The organism is Sorangium sp. So ce1335, assembly GCF_051521615.1.
Taxonomy (GTDB): domain Bacteria; phylum Myxococcota_A; class Polyangia; order Polyangiales; family Polyangiaceae; genus Sorangium.
Genome location: NZ_CP150363.1, coordinates 11,760,016 through 11,778,072, shown reverse-complemented (window position 1 = coordinate 11,778,072; position 18,057 = coordinate 11,760,016). Strand labels below are relative to the sequence as shown.

7 protein-coding genes are annotated in these 18,057 nt (G+C 70.5%); all 7 read right to left on the bottom strand.

All coding sequences use genetic code 11. The features are described 5' to 3' along the window. Nucleotides 1-216: 216 nt before the first annotated feature. Genes WMF24_RS44025 through WMF24_RS43995 form a run of 7 tightly spaced genes read right to left on the bottom strand, consistent with a single transcriptional unit; the run spans nucleotide 217 to nucleotide 18,035 of the window. A complete protein-coding gene (locus tag WMF24_RS44025) occupies nucleotides 217-6,585 on the bottom strand; it encodes a toxin TcdB middle/N-terminal domain-containing protein (RefSeq protein ID WP_437738928.1) in 6,369 nt (2,122 codons plus the stop codon). Nucleotides 6,586-6,631: 46 nt separating this feature from the next. Beyond that, nucleotides 6,632-7,753: a hypothetical protein gene (locus WMF24_RS44020; RefSeq protein ID WP_437733467.1), complete on the bottom strand. Its 1,122-nt coding sequence runs from the start codon at nucleotides 7,751-7,753 to the stop codon at nucleotides 6,632-6,634. 13 nt (nucleotides 7,754-7,766) lie between these two features. After that, complete coding sequence (locus WMF24_RS44015) at nucleotides 7,767-10,052, bottom strand: hypothetical protein (protein ID WP_437733466.1); 2,286 nt, start codon at nucleotides 10,050-10,052, stop codon at nucleotides 7,767-7,769. Nucleotides 10,053-10,072: 20 nt separating this feature from the next. Continuing rightward, the gene (locus WMF24_RS44010) at nucleotides 10,073-11,581 is read right to left on the bottom strand and encodes a hypothetical protein (protein ID WP_437733465.1); all 1,509 of its coding nucleotides are present in this window, start codon (nucleotides 11,579-11,581) and stop codon (nucleotides 10,073-10,075) included. A gap of 60 nt (nucleotides 11,582-11,641) precedes the next feature. Then, nucleotides 11,642-15,424: a hypothetical protein gene (locus WMF24_RS44005; protein WP_437733464.1), complete on the bottom strand. Its 3,783-nt coding sequence runs from the start codon at nucleotides 15,422-15,424 to the stop codon at nucleotides 11,642-11,644. A gap of 29 nt (nucleotides 15,425-15,453) precedes the next feature. Then, nucleotides 15,454-16,839 carry a hypothetical protein gene (locus WMF24_RS44000; RefSeq protein WP_437733463.1) on the bottom strand — a complete coding sequence of 462 codons (1,386 nt, stop codon included), beginning with the start codon at nucleotides 16,837-16,839 and terminating at the stop codon, nucleotides 15,454-15,456. Next, on the bottom strand, nucleotides 16,836-18,035 hold the full coding sequence (locus tag WMF24_RS43995) for a hypothetical protein (RefSeq protein ID WP_437733462.1): 1,200 nt from the start codon (nucleotides 18,033-18,035) through the stop codon (nucleotides 16,836-16,838). Before WMF24_RS43995 ends, WMF24_RS44000 begins: the two co-directional genes overlap by 4 nt. Between the last annotated feature and the right edge of the window lie 22 nt (nucleotides 18,036-18,057).

The window sequence follows — 18,057 nt, the reverse complement described above, 5'->3', positions numbered from 1 at the left end:
CGGGGCTCGCCCGCACGGGCAGGCGCGTCCGGGTGACCCGATCCGCCGTCGTGCTCACGCTGTCGTCATCGCTTGCGACCAGGACCCGCGGTCGGCGCCGATGTCACCGGCACCAGCGCGGGTACCGTCGTACGAACCGCGCGATGGGGCGTGCCGGCCCCGGGGCCGGGGGAGCCCCTCGGCCCCCCTGGCGATACGACCGGGCCGGCGACGCGCTCACTCGAACGGATTTGTCGAGTCGACATCCGGCTCGGGGAGGCGCTGCGCGAACGCGTAGGACATCAGACCCCTGATCCTGGGATCGATATTCGCGATGGCCCGAGACAGCGAATCAAATTGATTCACCTCCCGCTGAAATATCTCGACCTCTGCGTGCTGCGCCTGAACGTGCTCACCCAGCGTGAACGTGTTCGACAGACGATTCCTGAAGTCCCTGTTGTCACGAATTTCACGCCTGAGTAGCGTAGCCGGCCGGTCGCTGAGCCCGGCATTGGTAAGCGTATCGAGCCATTGATTTACCTGCCTCACGGCCTCGGCATAGTTGCCATCCTGCGCCAGAGGCGCCAGCTCCGCGTCGAGCCTCTCTCGTTCGTGCGAGCTCCACCCGGACGATGAATCTTGCGAGCGCCGCTTGCCTGAACCATGCCCTCCCGAGCCCTTCTTCGAGCCGCCGCCCGAATTGTGCTTCGACGAGCTCGAGCCGTGGTGACCCGACGATGACGAGCCCTTCTTGTTGCTGCTGCTGTTATTGCCCATGAGGCCCGCTTCGTCGGTGAAGTTGACCGGATCGTGCCCCACGTACGTGTACGGGTGGCACTCCATCAGCCGGTCCACGCAGAACTCCGGTCGCGCGAGCGCATACGGATCCGGCGTCGCGAAGCTCGCCAGCGTCGAGACGTACTCGCGCGCGCCCATGTGCACGAGCCCCGTGTCAGGGTCGCGCAGCTGGCCGGTGAAGCCGAGGACGATCTCCGTGCTGGCGAGGCCCGAGGACGCGTCCCCGGCCCCCCCTGCGAGCGTCCCGAACGGCGTCGGATCGACCGAGAGGACCACCTCGCCACGCTCGTCGACCGCGCGCCGCACGGCCCCGAGCTGATCGTCGACGAGCGCGAGCACGCGCGCCTCGTTGACGACGAGCGCGACGCGCCGATCGCCGAGGCGCACGAGGCTCTGGCGCTCCACGCCGTCGTCGCTCGTCGTCCTCGTGGGATAGACGACGAGCGCCCCCGGCACCTCGCGCTCTCCCTCGCGGCGGAGCGAGCGCTTCGAGACCCGATCGCCGGCGACCTCATAGCCGTAGACGATGGCCCCGCCGTCGACCTCGACGCGCCGGAGGCGCCCCCAGGGGTCGTACTCGGCGTGGCGGAACGACCCGAACGCGACGAGGCGCCCGAACGCATCCAGCTCGCCAGAGCTCCCCTCCGGAAGCGGCAGCCCGCCGCCTGCCGCCTCGACGCCGAACGGGCGCGCCTCAGCCCCCTCGTTCAGCGCGGCGACCTGGCCGGACGGCGTGTACTCGTAGGTGTGGGTCACGCCTGCCACGACAGCCCTGGTCAGCTCGCCTCGGGCGCCGTACTCGTACGACGCGACATCTGATGCCTCTCGCGCGGCGATGATGCGCCCGTCCGCGCGACGGTCGTAGGCGACGTCCTGGAAGGCTCCGCCCGCGCACGACGCATCGCCCGCGCACGCCTTGAGCTGCACGAGCTCCCCCGTGCTCGCGTCATAGGTGAGCTGCCGGTGAAGCCCCGTTTGCGGGATACGGTAGCTCGCGAGATCGCCGCGCGTGCTGTACGTGATGTCCGCGAGGAGCGGGACAGCCGCGCGCCCGCCAGCGGACCACGCGATCGACGAGGGGGCCCCCGATGGATTGCGCGCGAAGGCGAACACGCTGCCAAACGGATCGCGGTAGGAGGCGAGCGTCCCGTCGAGATCGTACGTGAACCGCTCTTCATACTGGCGGCGCGCGTCCTCGGCCTCGAAGGTCACCCGCCGGCCCGTGACCCGACCGTCGCGATCGTAGGCGAACGCCTCGTGCACGCGGTGCCCGCCCACGCGGTCCAGGATCGTCGCCTCACCGAGGCGCCCGATGAGCTCGGGCTGCGCCGGATCCCCGTCGCGGCCGTCGTAGGTGAGCTCGATCTCGTCCCAGCCGCCCGGGCGCGACGACGACGACGTGAAGACGGAGATCGGGCGGTCGAGCGCGTCATAGGTCGTCTCGACGCTCTCCGAGACCTGGAACGCCCGGTCCCAGGTGCGCTGGTCGGTCACGCGCCCGCGCGCGTCACGGATCCACAGCCGCGTGAGGCCACCGGGGAGCGACGTCATCACGACGGTGCCCGTCGAGTCGTGGGCCACGCGGCGCGGCGCCTCGGCGCCCGCGAGCACGATGGCGCGCAGACGCCCGCTCTCGTCCCGCTCGTAACGATGCACCTGCCCGAGCTCGTCGACGATCGCGTAGATCTCGTTGTCGCGCGCGACCTCGCGCCGCGTCTCGCGGCCCGCCCCCTGCCCTGCGCCGAGGTCCCGCTCGATGAGGCGGCCCCAGGGTTCGACGGTGACGCGCGTCACAAGGCCCGTCGCGTCCGTGCGGATCGCTCGGCGCCCGAGCCCGTCGTAGACAGAGGTCTCCCCGCGCGCCGCGCCCTCGGGCGGCGAGGGGAAGCGACCCGCGTCGAACGCCTCATCGACGGACGTTTCGCTGGAGTACGGGAGCGCGTCGAAGATCAGCTCGCCGCGGCGGGCGTGGCGGGTGAACGAGACGATGCGTGTGCCCCCCGCCTCGTGCGCCACCGCCTCGCCGACGGCGAGGCCGTCGGCGCGGAAGGCGGCCAGGCGCTCGACGGGGGCGCGCCCCGCCTCCGCCCCCTTCACGACGATGTGAACCAGCGCGGGCGATTGCGCGCCAGCGTCGCGGTAAGCATAGCGGCTCTCTGCACCGCTGGCGTGCGCCACGCGCACGAGGCGATGGCGGGCGTCAACCTCGTTGAGCACCACGTCGCCCTGCGGCGTCCGGAGGTGCGTCGGCCAGGGGCTCCGCGCCGGGACGACGCCCTCGGCCGCCGGGGCGAGCGCCGTCAGCGCGCAGCCCGTCGTACCGTAGCAGTACTGCGTCGCGTGACCGAGCGCGTTTCGCGTCTCGACCACGAAAACGCCGGTCGGGTCATAGATGTTCGCGATCAGCGGCCCCAGCGCGTCCGAGGCCTCCACCACGTTGCCGAACACGTCGTAGCGGAACGCCTTCGCCTCCGTGCGCGGCGCCTCCAGCGGAGCCCGCACCGCCGCGGGCAGCGCGGCGAGCGCCTCTGCGTCGATGAGGAGAGGCCGGGTCGCGCGGATCGGCAGTGGAAGGTCGGGGCCGTAGTCGTACGATGTCCTGTCGAGCACCCGCCCCGACGCCCCCGAGAGCAGCGACCGCTCCCGCACCGCCGTGAGCACGCCGCGCGCCTCCCAGCCCGCGTCGTACGCGAAGGTGTTCACGTGGCGCCGCGCCGGCACCTGCGTCCCGCTCGGCCCGGCGACCGCGGTCGCCGACTCCTCCTGGCGGACGAGCCGGTTGTAGGTCGTGTCGTACGTGAAGGTCTGCGTCACGGTCGCCGCCTCCGCGCACGGCCCCGCGACGCACGCGGGCGGGCAGCCCGCCTCGCCGCAATGCGCGTCCCGGATGCTCGCCTGTTGCAGGAACGCCGGCGTCTTCGGCCCGGGCGCCGCCGGCACGAGGGCCCACTTCTCCTCGTGCACCGCGAGCAGCGACGCCACCTCGTAGGGCTCCTCGCTCCAGGTCTCCGCCGTCTGCGACACCTCGTCGATGCCGCTCGGCCCGAGGCTCGCGCTCGCCGCGATCCGCGCGGCCTGCGCGCCCGAGAGCCGCGGGTGGAACGACTCCTCGGTGCGCAGCTTGCCGGCGAAGAAGCGCCTCACCGGCGCGGCCGCCGACGCCACGTGATAGACGCGCCGGCGAACGACGCTGGCCGAGCTGTCGTCTCCGTAATCGAGCTCCTCGCTCTGCCCGAAGCCGGCGAAGTCGCGCTCCCGCTCGTTGAAGTACGGCGCGTGGTACTGGAGCTCGCGCACCTGCGGCGCCTCGGCGCCCACCGCCGTCAGGTGCCGCTTCACCACCGTCACCGGATACGGCAGCGCCCGCACCCGCGCGTCGTCCCGGCCGAAGCGGCGCGCGTCGCGGATCAGCTCGTCCGTGCTCGTCGCGTACTGCACCGCGTGCTTCAGGCCTGGGCCCTCCTCCACCTCCGACAGGAGGTCAGGGCCGATGAGGTTCTTCACCCCGTCTCGGTTGAAGTCGATGACCTTGATCCGGCCTCCGCCCGCGCTCGGCTCGTAGACGAGGATCTCCTCCAGGCCGTCGGCGTCGATGTCCAGGACACGGGTGTTCCACTTGTTGTCCGGATCGACCGACACCCCTTCGTCGAGCGGAATCCGCCGCTCCGCGGCGAAGCCCTTCTCCCCTCGTCCGAGCCAGACGCCGAGCTCGTTGGCCACCGCCGTCACGTTGACAAGGTCCATGTCCCCGTCGCCGTTGACGTCGATCAGCCACATCGCGTTGATGTTCTGGCTCGCCGAGAGCCCAGGCACCGACACGAACCGGCCCTGCGCGCACACCGGGTCCTTCGCGCTCGGGTCCCCGAACAGGAGCGCTCCCGCCTGGAGCCTCGCCACCGACGACGAGCCTGCCGGGTACGCCGCCACCTGGCCCCGGTTCTCGTACACGCAGATGCCCTTCTCGCCGGCTCCGCTCGACCGGATCACCGCGAAGTCGGTCAGCCCATCGCCGTTCGCGTCCAGGAAGCGATACGCCGGGTTGTCGAGCTCCGTCCCGGCGCCCTGCCGGAACGGGAACGTCAGCCCTACCAGCGGCTTGAACGACAGCGCGCTCGCGCCAGGCTCCGTCACGTTGATGAACGCCGTCCACGTGCTGTCCGTCGACCCGGCCACCGTCGTGAGCAGGTCCGCCTTGCCGTCGGCGTTCAGGTCCACCGCCTGCGTGCGGCCGCGCGCGAACCGCGAGAGCTCGACGTCGACCACCGTGGAGCTCGGCGCCGCGGCGAACGGTCGCTGTCGGTCCGCGCGGCCCGCATGGTGCGCGAGCTCCGTTCGCGTCCCCGATGCAGTCGCCTGCACGAGGTCCGTCCGACCGTCACCGTCGAAGTCGCCCGAGAGAAACACGCTCGTCGACTGCGCCGCCTCGTCGAACCGGGGAACCTCGCGGCGCGACACCCCGCCGATCGTCCGCTCCACCGTCAGCGGCGCGCTGCTCGGCGTGAACAGGCTCGCCTCGGCGAGATCCCCGCTGTTGTACGACGGAACGCTCGTCCCCTCGCGCGCCGAATAGCGCACGATGTCCGCGAGGCCGTCGGAGTTGATGTCGATGAGCTCCGAGCCGCCGCTCGGACCGAAGCCGGAGACGTCCGGCACGTCCATGTCATAGACCAGCTCGTGGCCGGAGAGGTCGTCGGCGCCCCACGCCGTGTACCGGAGCCGGATCAGCGGCTCGGCCGGCGTCGACCGATCGAAGGGCGCCTGGCTCCGCCCGAACCGGTACACGCCCAGAAGCTTGCTCTCGGCGCTGAGCGCGGCCGCCACGCGCTGCCGGTCCGACGCGAAGTCCTCGCTCGCGAGCGCCTGACAATCCGGGTGCGTCACGATCTCCGCGCCGCGCTCGCCGTGCGCCGCGTGCACGAAGCACCACGTGTGCATCGGCTCGCCGTCGAAGCTCGCCACGAGCTTCGTGTACAGCCGCCCCGGCCCCTGCGGATAGCCCATCACGTGGCTCACCCGGCCGTCGGTCCGCGGCACCGACTCCAGCGTGTACACCGAGCGCCCGCCGGCAAACCGCACGCTCCTGAGATACGAGCGCTCGCCCGCCTTCGTGTACTCGTACGACACCGCGTCGCCCGTCGGCGAGATGGCGTGCACGAGCGGCCACCGCGTCGGGAAGAACCCCGAGGTGACCACCCCCTCCGCGACGGTCGGCTCCTCGCTGTAGATCTCCCGCCGGCCGTCCGGATACACGACCTCGAACCCGGTGAACGCCACGCTCTCCAGCGCGCCCGACGCGCCGCGCATCGCCACGGTCCCGCCCTGCGGATACCGGTAAAGTCGAACGGTCGTCTCCGAGGCGTCGAGCCGGTACTCGATCCTCGTCTTGCCGCTCACCGTCTCCGTCTTCACCCAGACCAGACGCTCGGAGCCCAGGGACAGGCGCGCCGTCACGTCCTGCGAGCTGCTCAGGCGAGCGCGGTAGGGCACGCCCAGGTCGGTCGTCATCTCGATCGACGGCACGCTCAACCTGAACCCCACGCCGAACCCTTCCGAGAGGTCGGCGGCCGCTGCCCCATACGACAGCGCCACCCTCACATCGGAGGATGCGCGCGACGGCAGGGTGGGAAACGGAAGGCTCGCCGAGAGCTCACCGCGATCCGGCGCGACCGTGACGCCGAGCGCCGGCCGCGCCCCCAGCTCTGACAGATCGCTGGGCGACGCTGCCGCCGATGACGGCTGGCTCGAGAGCGCCTCTCCGGCGCTCGTCACGTCGTCCTCTGGGTTGTTGCCTCCGCACGCGATCAGCACGAAGGCCAATCCGCCGGACCATAATCTTCTTCGCTGCATTGCTCGTTCACTCCTTCGGTGAGGGAATCCCCAGAACCTTCTCGACCAGCGCGCGCGCGGCTCCTTCCGCGCCGATGCGCCCGTCGGCAAACTCCACCCAGAGCGGCGCGAGGGCGGCCTCCGTGGCGCGCACGCTCGCCCAGCCCACCGAGACCGCCGGCGCGCGCAGCGCGCCCTCCTGCTCCACCTGCGCGCGCGCCGGCGCCTGCGCGTCGCCGCCCTGCGCGCCCGGCGGCTCCGACAAAGGCAGCTTCCCGAGCGCCGCGAAGACGCGCTTCTGCCCGTCGCCGCGGAGGTAGGCCATCACCCCGTCCGCGGCGCCCGCCTCGCGATCCTTCAGCGCCGGCGCGCGCTCCACGCCGTACGTGCGCCGCACGCTCCTGAGCGGCGGCCCCCCGCGCGAGAGCGACGGCAGCGCCGCCACGCCGAGGCGCTCGCCGAGCGCGCGCCGGAGCTCGGGGATCCGCCACTCGCCGACGACCGCGAACGGGACCTGCCCCTCCGCGAGCAGGCGCGCCGCGCACTCCGACGTGCACGCGTGAGGCGAGAGGCCGTACGTGAAGCGCAGATCGCCGAGGAGCGAGAAGACCTCCTTCGCTGTCGCCGCCGCGTCTCGCGGCGGCGCGGCAGGCCAGAAGACGTCCGAGAAGAACGGGAGGAGGGGATGGGTCTCCTCGGGGAGCGCCAGGCCATACGCCACCTCCCCCTTCGCCTTCATCGCGAGCGCCTGCGTCACGAGATCCGGAAAGCTCCCCGGCGGCTCGGCGACGCGGCCGCGGTCGTAGGCGAGCACCGCGTAGTCCGCGGCGAAGAGCGGCGCGACCTTGTCCGCCTCCGCGGGCTCGAAAGGGCGCAGGACGAGGTGCGCGCCCCGGGCCCCCGAGAGGCCCTCCTCGGCCGCGCGGGGCCTGTAGGTCACGCGCACGCGCACGCCCGGCTGCCCCTCCAGGTAAGGCTTCAAGAGCTCCTCGACGCGCGCCCCGAAGTCAGCGCTCACCGACTGCGCGAGCTCGAGATCGACGCCCCGGTCGACCTCGGCGCGGCGCAGCACGACGACCACGAGCGACAGCGCGAGCGACACGATCCCCACCGCCGCGGCCGCGGCGACGATTCTCTTTCTCTTGGTCATGGTCCTTCTCGCCTTATTCGCCCGTGGGATCCCACAGCGTCGCTGACTCGACGGTGCAGGCTCCCTGCCTCAGGCCATAGGTGATCTCGTCGAACTCCGGCCTGTCGAAGATGATCTTCGCCGTACCTCCCGACAGCCGCGAGGGGCAGCGGAGCACGTGTCCGAAGTTGACGACCCTGGAGTTCACGAAGTTGAGCTGGCCCCTGCCCGCCACGGAGAGCATGACCGACTCACGATCGAAGTAGCCGGGGGTGCTCGTGAACGTGCTGTCGACGGCGAGGAGCCCATCCTCGGACCACGTCGCGCGGTCGTCGCTCCACGCCACCGCCATGGGGCCCGACACGCGCATCCCGACGACGAACGCCTGCACATCGGCGCTGAGCGTCAGCGCGCGGAAGTTCGCGACCGAGCCCCCGAGCCACTGCCCCCGGAGATCCACGAGGTCATCCGCCGTGAGCCCAGGCTGGGCGAGCGACTCGATGCTATGGCCCCCGGCGACCGGCCACGAGACGATGGACACGCGCGCCCGGTCGGCCGACACCCCGTCGGTGAAGGCCCGCACGCTCGAGCTGTGGAGCGCGAGCGTGCCTCCCGAGAACACGATGCCCTTGTAGAACACCGGCGCGGTGTCGCCGCCGATCACCACGTCGCGGACCCGCAGGACGAGCCCTCGCGAAGCGCTGCCCGACGCCTGCACGCCCACGCGCGCGAGCGGCGCCGGCGGGCCCGCCGTGCTCCCCGTGGGGGCGCGCGACACGAGCCGGAGGTGCTCGAGATCGACCGTCATATCGCCCTGCACCAGGATGGCCGGCTGCGCTTCGGTGCACGCCGTGCTCGTGCCGAATCCGCAGGTCGGTTGCGCCACGGTGATGCTCGATCCCTCCGGCTCGCCGACCATGCGCACCTTGCGCATCCGCGCGGGGAGCGCCGCCGTGTCCAGGGTGAACGGCGGACGGCTCACCGTGGCGCGCTTTCCCACGCGGACCTCCAGGGCCTCGGCGTCGACAGCGCAGTTCCGCGTCAGGGTGGCGACGGTCGTTGTCGACAGATCCGCGCCCTCGCGGAGCGTGACCGAGCACGTGCGCTCCGGCACGAGGCACGGAAGCGAGACCGCGCGGGGCGCCGCGCCCTCGCTCTTGCCTGCGTTGTAGGCCGCGATGAGCCGCGTCATCCACGTCCCGCCGCTGTCGCGGCCCGCGAGGCCGAAATGGCGCTCCCAGGTCTCGCCCGCGGCGCAGAGGGGCAGATCCAGGACGACGCCGCCGAGCGGCGCGCGCCGGCTCGTCGTCCCGTCGAGCTCGAGGCGGTCCGTATAGCCCCTTCGCTCCCCGTCCAGGCACCCGCCGGTGCCCGGATCGAGCGCGCCGCTCTCGCACTCGAGATAGCCGTCTATCAGGACCTTGTGCGCCGGGACCCAGCCGGCGGCGCCGCACCGCTCCAGGCACACGTCGAAGAACGGCATGTCGGGCTGGATCTCTTCGTCCTCCGGGACGACGACCGTCGACTCCCAGGAGCTCGGCACGGCGAGGAGCTTCCTCAGGCCGGCGAGCCCCGTCTCGCGCTCGGCGTCGGTGAGGTCGTTGTAGGGCCGCCCGTCGAGCGACTCGACGAAGAACGATGTATCCCCCTTCTTGACGAGCGCCATCCACCGGAACTCCACGCTCGGCAACCACGCCGCGTGGACCTCCCAGCCGTCGTAGGGCTCGGTCGCGCGCTCGTTCGCGCACGAGAGGTGGATCGGCGCGGCGCCCGGCTCGGGCGTCCAGCCCGGGCTCCCCAGGGGAGGGGCCGGCGCGCGCCGCGCGCGCTCGGCGATCCCGAGGTGCTTCATCAGCCCTCCGCAGCGGTTGGGAATGACGAAGTAGCGCCCGGGCCCGCCCTCGGGGGGCTCGCCGTCCAGCCGGTACTCGAGGCGCGACAGCCCGTGCGTCCTCGGCTCCGCGTAGACGTTCGCGTCCGCGGCGATCCGGTCCGGACACGCGATCATCGGCGTCGTCGCGTCGATGACGACGTCGGTCCTCTCGGCGATCGCGCTCCGCCTCACCCCGAAGAGCTCGCGCACGGCGCGCTCCTCGAGGCACCCCTCCAGGCGGAGCACGATCGTCGTCCCGTCCTCCTGCGGCAGCTCGGCGGCGTACCGCATCTCCGAGCCCGCGGCGCCGGTCGCGCGGTAGCGGAACAGCGTCGGCTTCGCGGCGGCGAGGGCGTGCTCGCTCGTGGTCACCAGCTCGCCCGCATCTCCTCCGCACGCGCTCGCAAGGACGGGGACGAGCGCCCACAACCATCTTCGCGTGTTCAACTTGGCCTCGCTACGTGGGATCACGGGTGGAACTCGCTCATGCAGGTGTCGACCGCCCTCGCGGTCATCGCCGTGTTGGAGACGTACGCCGCCGGGAGCCCCACGCCGCTGCACAGCGCGGCGGCCGTCTGCGTGCCGGAGACGACCGTCCCCGCGACGTCCGCCGCGCAGAGCTTGTTCACGTCCTTCACCGGGCGGCCGGCGGTCGCGTCGATCTGGTTGCAGGCGTTCGTGAAGAACGTCCGGTTTCGATTGCGGATCTCGCAGAAGTAGATGCTGCACTGCCGCTTCAGGATGTCGTTCTCCACCGTGGTCCGGTCGGCGAGGAGCGCCATGTCGCGCTTCATGAGATCCAGCTTCTGGAGGAGGGTCATCTCGTTCGGGACCGCCGGCAGCTCGGCGCGCGCGAGCATGTCCCGGAGCCCCTCATGGCTCCTCTGCAGCTCGACGCGGACGTCCTTGCCCTGGTACTCGTAGAGGCCGCTGACCCAGCGATCGACGAAGTCGAGGATCGTCTGGCTCCGCAGCACCGCGCGCTCGTACCCCTCGTGGAGGCGCGTCACCGCCGTGGGGAGCGGCCCCGAGCAGAGCCCCGTGGTCTCGCTCCCCGGGAGGCAGAACATGGATGCCAATCCCTGGTAGGAGCTGACGAGGAGGTCCTTCTTCTGGACGAGGCCGCCGAGCAGCGCCGCCGAGTCCCGGAGCGAGCTGTCGGCCATCTCGATCTTGCGCGCCAGCATCGCCTTGAGCGGCGGGACCGCCCTGTCGCCGGGCGGGGCGTCCTCCGTCGCGGTGCCGAAATAATCCGCGAGGATGTCGCTGGAGACGGCCTCCGCCGCCGCGTCGATGGCCGCCGGCGAGGGCGACGACACGACACCGCACGTCGCGTCGTACCCCCCGTGCAGGTAGTCCGCATAGCACTGCGCCATGCTCTCGGCGTGCCCCGTCAGGCTGAAGTCCGAGGTGTCGTAGCTCATCTCGAGCCCCTCCCACCGCACGCGCGTGAAGCTCGCCTTGGCCATGCCCCGGTGCATGCAGAACGCCTCGCGGGGGGCGAGCCTCGTGGTGAGCTCGCCCTGATACCGATCGTCGAGCTGCGCGAGCTTCTTGCAGTGGAGGAGCCCCTCGAGCAGCGCCGCCGCGTTCCTCTGCGACGGGAGCAGCCCCACGGTCACGGCCTTCTCGAGCTCGTGGAGGCCGTGGTCGACGTCGCCGTCCGGGCGGTGCGCCTCGCACACCCCGTTCAGGAAGTGCACCGGCGCGCGCGGCCCCACCTTGACCTTCAGCTCTCCATCGACCGTCTCGAAGGGATAACCCTGCCGCGGGAGCGCGTCCCATTGCGACGGATCGCAGCGGCCGGACCAGATCTGCGCCCTGAGGTGCGTCTTCCGCTCCTGCAGGTCGCACGACGCGAGGTTGCGCGAGCACTCGTCGTCCACCTGGGCCGCTGCGATCCTCATTCCCGGGATCGTCGCGAACACCGCCGCGACGACCAGCGGGATGCAGGACGCCCAATCCTGTCGAACCATCGGACAGACTCCTTCTCTCGTCAGATGTAACGCTTCAGCTCGCCGGCCCGCGCACGAACGTCAGCGCACCGGCTTGCGCACGAAGATGAACCCGAGCTTCAACGACGGAGCCCCCTCGTTCAGGCAGCGAACCAGGTTCTCGTCGGCGGTGATCTCGTACGTCCCCACGAGCGGGTGCCCCACGAACGGATACGCGTTCTGGATCAGGCCGTCGGTCAGGCGCCGCTCGAGCCCCTCCGCGGTGTACGGGCCGCGACGGAAGCGGAGGTACTCGTCGTTCATGAGATCCATGTCCGAGCCGCCGTACACCGGGATGAGCGCCGTGACCGGCCGCTTCACCAGGAGGCTCGGCACGATCTCGGGGCTGTCCTTCGACAGGCGCGAGAAGACGGTCCCGAACCCGAGGTGGGTCATCTGCACCTGCTGCGAGCGGCACGACGAGCTCGAGACCCCGGCCAGCACGTGCACGAGGCGCATCGGCTCGCGCTCGTTCATCGTCATCTCGTCCCAGAGGACGAAGTTGCCGAGGTTCCGGCTATCCTCCTGCGAGCGCGCGAAGGGCGAGATCTCGAAGCGCGCGCGCCCGTTCTCGAGGAGCTCGGACACGAGCCCGCTCGTCTTCTCCAGCGTGAACTCGGCCACGCTGCCGGCCATCGTCTCGGAGCTCCAGGCGAGCGAAGAGGGCCGGCAGACCTCGCTCGTGCCAAGCGCCCCGCAGTCGCTGAGGAACGAGTCCAGCTCCGCCGCCGTCCCGATGAACGTCCTGTCCGGAGACAGGTGCCCGACGTCACCGGCGAAGTCGCTCAGCACGTTGTAGCGGTTCCGGTACAGGTTGTAGGTGAAGTTGACGTTCTCGACGACGCGCCGCTTGGCCTCGAGGAACTCGCTCGCTCCGCGCGTGAGCTCCGCCTGCATGTTCTCGAAGTCCCAGAAGAGGACCTCGGCGGCCTGGTTCACCGGCGCCATCTCGACGAGCCCCATGATGCGCGTGCGGCTCTCCAGCACCGCGTCGCGCATCTCCCGCTCGATGGCGAGGATCTCGTGCTCGAGATCCTTCGCCTCCTCCACCATCCGGATCTGCCGCCGGAGGTCCTCTATCTGCGCGAAGGTCGCCGCCCTCTCGTCCTCGATGACCGACGCGAGGAACGCCATCTGCCCCTCGGAGATGTTGATGGTGTTCTGCCGGATCTTCTCCCGGATGTCGTTCAGCACCTCGCGCGTCGCGTCGTAGTGCCCCTCCAGATCGTGCACCTTCCCCTGGTAGTGGCTGATCCGGCTTATCTGCGCCTCGATCGACGACTTCATCGCGAGGAGGTTCTGCTTGTCCTGCAGGATCCTGCTCGCCTCGATGTCGAGCTCCCCGAGCGCGAGGGTGAGCCGCTGGATCTCGATCTGGGCCTGCTCGCGCACGTTCTCCTGCTCGTCGATGTCGAAGTCGACGAGCGCCGACTCGTCCGACTTGGTCTGGAGATCGGCCACGAGCGCCGCGCGGTCGGCCTGCAGCTTGGCGACCGTCGCCGCGATCTCGCCCCGGTCCAGCCTGCACTGGATGGCGTGGATCTTCTCGTCGCCGGTGATCTCGACGACCTCCTTGTCGAGCTCCGCGAGCTGGACGGAGATCTCGGCGAGCGCCCGCTTCTTCGTCCACTCCTCGATGAGCTTGTGGATGTCGAGAGCGTTGATCTCCCGCCTGAGCTCCTCGGCCCGGACGTTGAGCTCGTGCCTCTCCTGCGCGATCATCTCCTCGAACTGCAGCTCTCCGAACTGCCACTCGTAGACGTTCGCGGCCGTGTCGGCCGCGACCTTCGCCGCCGCCGCCAGCGCCTCGGCGATGCGGAACGTCTTGACGGGGAAGATGCCCATGATGCCCGTGTCGCCGTCCGGGATGGCCGCGAGGACGCCCGCCGTGGCCGAGAGGGCGAGCGCTGTCCCCTTCAGCGCGTCGAGGCCGTTCTGCTCGGCCATCGCGCGGTCGAGGGCCGCCATGCGCTCTTTGATCTGATCGATCGTCTTCTGCCACATGGCGCGCTGGTGATCGAAGATCTTGAGGTTCTGGTTGTAGAGCTCCTCCGCGACCCGCTTCAGGTTCTCGTCCTTCGTGGAGCAGCTCGTGCCAGAGCCGTCGATGCAGGCCCTGATCTTCTCGATCTCCTCCTTGGTCTTCGTGGAGAGCTCCTTCCGCGCCAGGCAGATCTCGTCGATGAGCTCCGGCTTCGGCGTCTCGACGGGCGGCGGGCTCGTGCACGAGGCCCCGGAGATCGGATCTGCGAACCCCTGCGCCGCCCCGGTGTAGAACGCGAGCTCGGCGTCGATCGAGCAGATCTGGTGCACGACGGGGACGCGCATCGACTCGAACACCGTCTCCTGCGAGGTCCGGAGCCGGCTCGTGATGATCTCGGAGCCCTCGATGCGCTTCTGCTCGAGCGCGATCTGCCGCTCGATCTGCGCCTTGCGGTTGTCGACGATCTGGAGCTCCTTGTCGTCGGAGGCGACGCGGTTCAAGAGCTCGTCGATCTGCAGCTCGAGGCCGTCGCGCTGCATCTCGAAGTTGAACGCGGCGAGCGTCATGTCGATGTTGAACTGGATCTCGGCGATCTGCTCGCGCACCGCGTCCTGGTCGAGCGCGAGGAGATCCTGCTCGCGCTGGCCCCGGAGGAGCACAATCTGGTTCTCGAGCTCCTTCGTCTCGCGCTTCAAGGCCAGCTCGAGCACGCGGATCCTCTGCTGGAGCTCGAACGTCGAGATGTCGCTCTGGAGCGCGCTCAGCTTCTGCTGCACGTCGTTCTTGAGCTGCTCGGCCATGTCCTGGAGCTGCGCCATCTTGTACACCTCGAGCTCGATGGCCCGGGAGTGCTTCATGTTGGCGATGTCGAACTTCTGGTTCTGAAGATCCGTGTATTTCCGCGCCCACGTCTCGAGCAGGTTCTGGATGTTCAGGTCCTGCTGCTCGATCGCGGCCTCCTGCATCCGCAGCTGCTGGCCGATCCGCTCGATGCTGACGAGCGGGAAATCCTCGGGGTCGATGTTGACGTACAGGTAGCCTTTGCGCACCGAGTCGAGGCGGAGCGTCACGTCCTTCTCGATCGTGGCGAGCGTCGCGAGCTCGGCGGTGAAGAGGTCCCGATCGGGGAGCGAGCTCCTGGCCTCGAGGACGAGCCAGAACGCTTGATCGTAATACGTGGCCGCCTTGTAGTACTCGCTCCCTTTGTCCCCGTCCGCCGCGGCCGCGTCGCCGAGCGCCTCGCCGACCAGGTAGCTCATGTGGTCGAGGCGCGCGACGGACGCCTCGCGGTACCAGACGTCGCCCGCCGCCACGAGCAGCTTCGCCTTGAGCCCCACGAGCTGCGCCATCGCCTTGAGATACTGGTTGAAGGCGATGTTCTTCTGCTCCTCGCCCGTCCCCGAGCTCGCCTGCCGCGGGAGGCGCGCGATCCCTTGCTCCACGATCTCGAGCCCCGCCGTGGCCTGCGCGAGGAGCTCCGCGGGGCTCGTCAGCGGATCGTCGGGGGTCGTGGCCCCCTTCGCGTTGAGGAGCGGCAGCCCCGTGGCGCGGAAGCGATAGACGTTCGCGCGCTGGTAAAAGCACTCGGCGTCGCAGACGCGCGCCGTCATGGACTCGGGGCACCTCCCCCTCGCGCCGACGAGCTCCTCGAGCTCGCCGAAGCTGTCCTCGAGGAGCGCCATGTCCGCGCGGTATTGCGCGATCTTGAGCTCCGAGACGAGGCGCCCCACCTCCGCGCGGAGCGCGGTCTCGTTCGCAGGAACGCACTCGACCTCCTCGGCGCGCGCGAGCGAAGGCAACAGCGAGAGACCAAGCGCGAATGAAGACAGCAGTCGTTTCATGGATCGCTCCGGCAAGCTCTGCCGTGGGGCTAAAGGCTGTTGATGTACCCGATGTAAGCCTTCGAGAGCCCCGAGACGCTCTCGACGAAGGCCGTCCGGGCCGGGTCGCTCGCGCCCGCCTCGTCCTTGAGCGCGCCGTACGCCCGCGCCGCCTCGGTCAGGCAGGCGTCGACGCGCGCGGCGTACTCCGCGAAGTTCTCCGGCGTGAGCGCGCCCGGGATCGTCGCGCACACGCCGAGCTTCTCCTGGGTCGCCCAGTCGAGCCCGGGCGTCCCCGCGATCGCGCGGAGGGCCTCCACCACGGCGCCGAGGAGCGCCGCGTGGCGCTCCAGCGTGGCGCGCGCCGCCGCCACGTCGGCGTCGACCCCGGCGGCGCTGGCGTTGCTCCGGATGCGGTCGATCTCGCTGCGCTTCGCGCGGAGGCGCGACATGAGCGGCTGCCCCGGCGGGGTCGTGGCCGGTGCGCGCTCGAGGCCGAGCGTGTCCCGCTCCACGAACTCGTAGAGCGAGGCCGTGTCCTCGACGGTCTTCTTGAGCAGGAAGATCTCGCGCGTCGGGAGCTCGACGGCCGAGTCCCGGAGGGCCGCCGCGTACTGCCGCTCTTTCTCGGCGAGGCTCTGCGTCGTCGCGTCGATCTCCGCCTCGACGCGCGCGCGTATCCGCTCGTCGACGCCGGCGCGGAGCATCGACTCCACCTCGGCTTTGCGCACCGCCTTGCGCATCGCGCAGAGGTTCGCCGGGATCTGGCCGGCGAAGGGCCCGGCGTGGAACGTCCGGGCCTCCTCGAGGAGGGTCTCCCAGCCGGCGCGGACCGACACGGGCAGGAAGAAGTCGGCGCCGAACCCGACATACCGCGCGTGCTCGTTCGCCCGCTGGTACGACAGGCACTTCTCCTCGCGCGTCTGCCCTTCGAGGTACGCGAGGCTATGGGCCACGAAGAGCTCGAGGTGCGCGGTGTTCGCCATCTGCATGACCTCGTCGCTCCGGCCCGCCGGCGCGCCTTCCGGCTCGCGGTAGCTCCCGAGCGCCCCGATGAGCAGCTCGAGGAGCGCGACGCGGCGGTGGAGCTCGCGCGCCGTGGCCGGCTCGAGGCCGGCGACGGGCAGGAGGCGCACGGTCGTCACGGCCCCGGTGACGTCCTCGATCGGCACGAAGTCTTCCTCGATGATCTCGCCGCCCGAGCCGCCGCCGCCCGACGTCGGCGGGCGCAGCTCGGTCGAGGCGAAGGAGAGGAGCGCCGTGTCGAGCGGCCGCCCGCCGGTCGCCCGGCGAAACGCCTCATCGACATCGACGAACGACGGCACGTCGATCGCGGGGCCGCTCGGGGTCGGGAGCGAGGCCGCGTGCGACGCGAGCGACGCGAGCGACGCGAGGGGCACGATGGCCAGGGCGACACGCCAGGTGCGTTTTCTCACGGCGTCCTCCTGCAGTACCAGGCCGGCCTCGACGCATTGCAGTACTTCGCCATCCCTTCCTGCCAGAGCGTCTCGACGTGCGCGGCTGTGCGCGCGAGCTCGTTCCGGTTCGGCTTCGCGAGGGCGTCGTCCAGCGCGGCCCTGCCGGCCCGCTCGGGCGCCTCCATCGCCGTCCAGAAGTTCGTGCCCAGGATCAGCGATGTCGAGACATCCCTGAGCTCGATGACCGTTCGCTCCTTGCGGCTCACGTAATCCTCCATCGACATGCCCCCGATCGCGGCGATGATCTCCGCCTCGATGATCGCGATCTCCCCGCGCTTCTCCGGGAGCAGGAGATCCGTGAAGCGGGTCGTCCTGGCGCCGATCGTGCCGAGGATCTGCGACTTCCACGTCGCGTCGTACACGAAGCTGGGGAACGACTCGTCACCCCCGACGGGCTGCTGTGCCACCTTGACCGCGTCGGCGCCGAAGAGGCCGTTGATGCGGTCGCGGATCCCGAAGAGGTATTGCCGCCCCACGTCGATCTCGGCCAGGTTGAGCCCGTAGCGCGTCTCGACGCTCGACGCCGTCGCGACGAACCCCTTCATCTGGTCGCCGAGCTGCGTCAGCTTCTCGTTGAAGTGGTCGCGGAGCGCGTCCGGCCCCGTCGTCTTGTAGAAGAGCCCCCGCAGGCGCTCCACCGCGTACCGCCGGCCGTAGCGCTCCAGGCTGGCCGGCGTGTGCGACGACTCCTCGCACCCCTTCACCGACTCGAGGGCCGCCAGCATCTTTGTCGCGTGGTACGTGTACTTCATGTCGTCGGACGTGCCGAACGAGTGCTGCTCGCTGTAGAGCACCTGCTGCTCGGTGAGGAACGCCTCGAGCAGCCCGCTCGCGCGGACCGCGGCGTGGCACCGGAGGCTGTCGGCGCCGGTCCGGTTCGAGAGCCCGAAGTAGGCCGTCCCCAGGAAGTACCGCTCCTGCGGCGTGAGCCCGAGGCTCTCCACCTCGATGAGGTCGACGATCTCCTGGTAGCCCCCGCGCGCCGCGAGCGTCTCGTAACACAGGCGCTTGTTCTGCGTGAACACGGGCCCGTCCCAGGCCGCCGCCGCGCACGCCGCAGGCGGGGCCACGTCGGCGCGCGCGGCGCCGGCGGCGCCGACGACGCAGGCGGCGCCGGCGACGATGGCGACGATGCTTTGATGCCTGATCTTCATGGTGTCGCTCCCGTCGGCGCGG

Excerpts from the sequence above, each read along its gene's own strand:
- WMF24_RS44020 (WP_437733467.1), bottom strand. The coding sequence starts at position 7,753 with ATGACCAAGAGAAAGAGAATCGTCGCCGCGGCCGCGGCGGTGGGGATC.
- WMF24_RS44010 (WP_437733465.1), bottom strand. The coding sequence starts at position 11,581 with ATGGTTCGACAGGATTGGGCGTCCTGCATCCCGCTGGTCGTCGCGGCG.
- WMF24_RS44005 (WP_437733464.1), bottom strand. The coding sequence starts at position 15,424 with ATGAAACGACTGCTGTCTTCATTCGCGCTTGGTCTCTCGCTGTTGCCT.
- WMF24_RS43995 (WP_437733462.1), bottom strand. The coding sequence starts at position 18,035 with ATGAAGATCAGGCATCAAAGCATCGTCGCCATCGTCGCCGGCGCCGCC.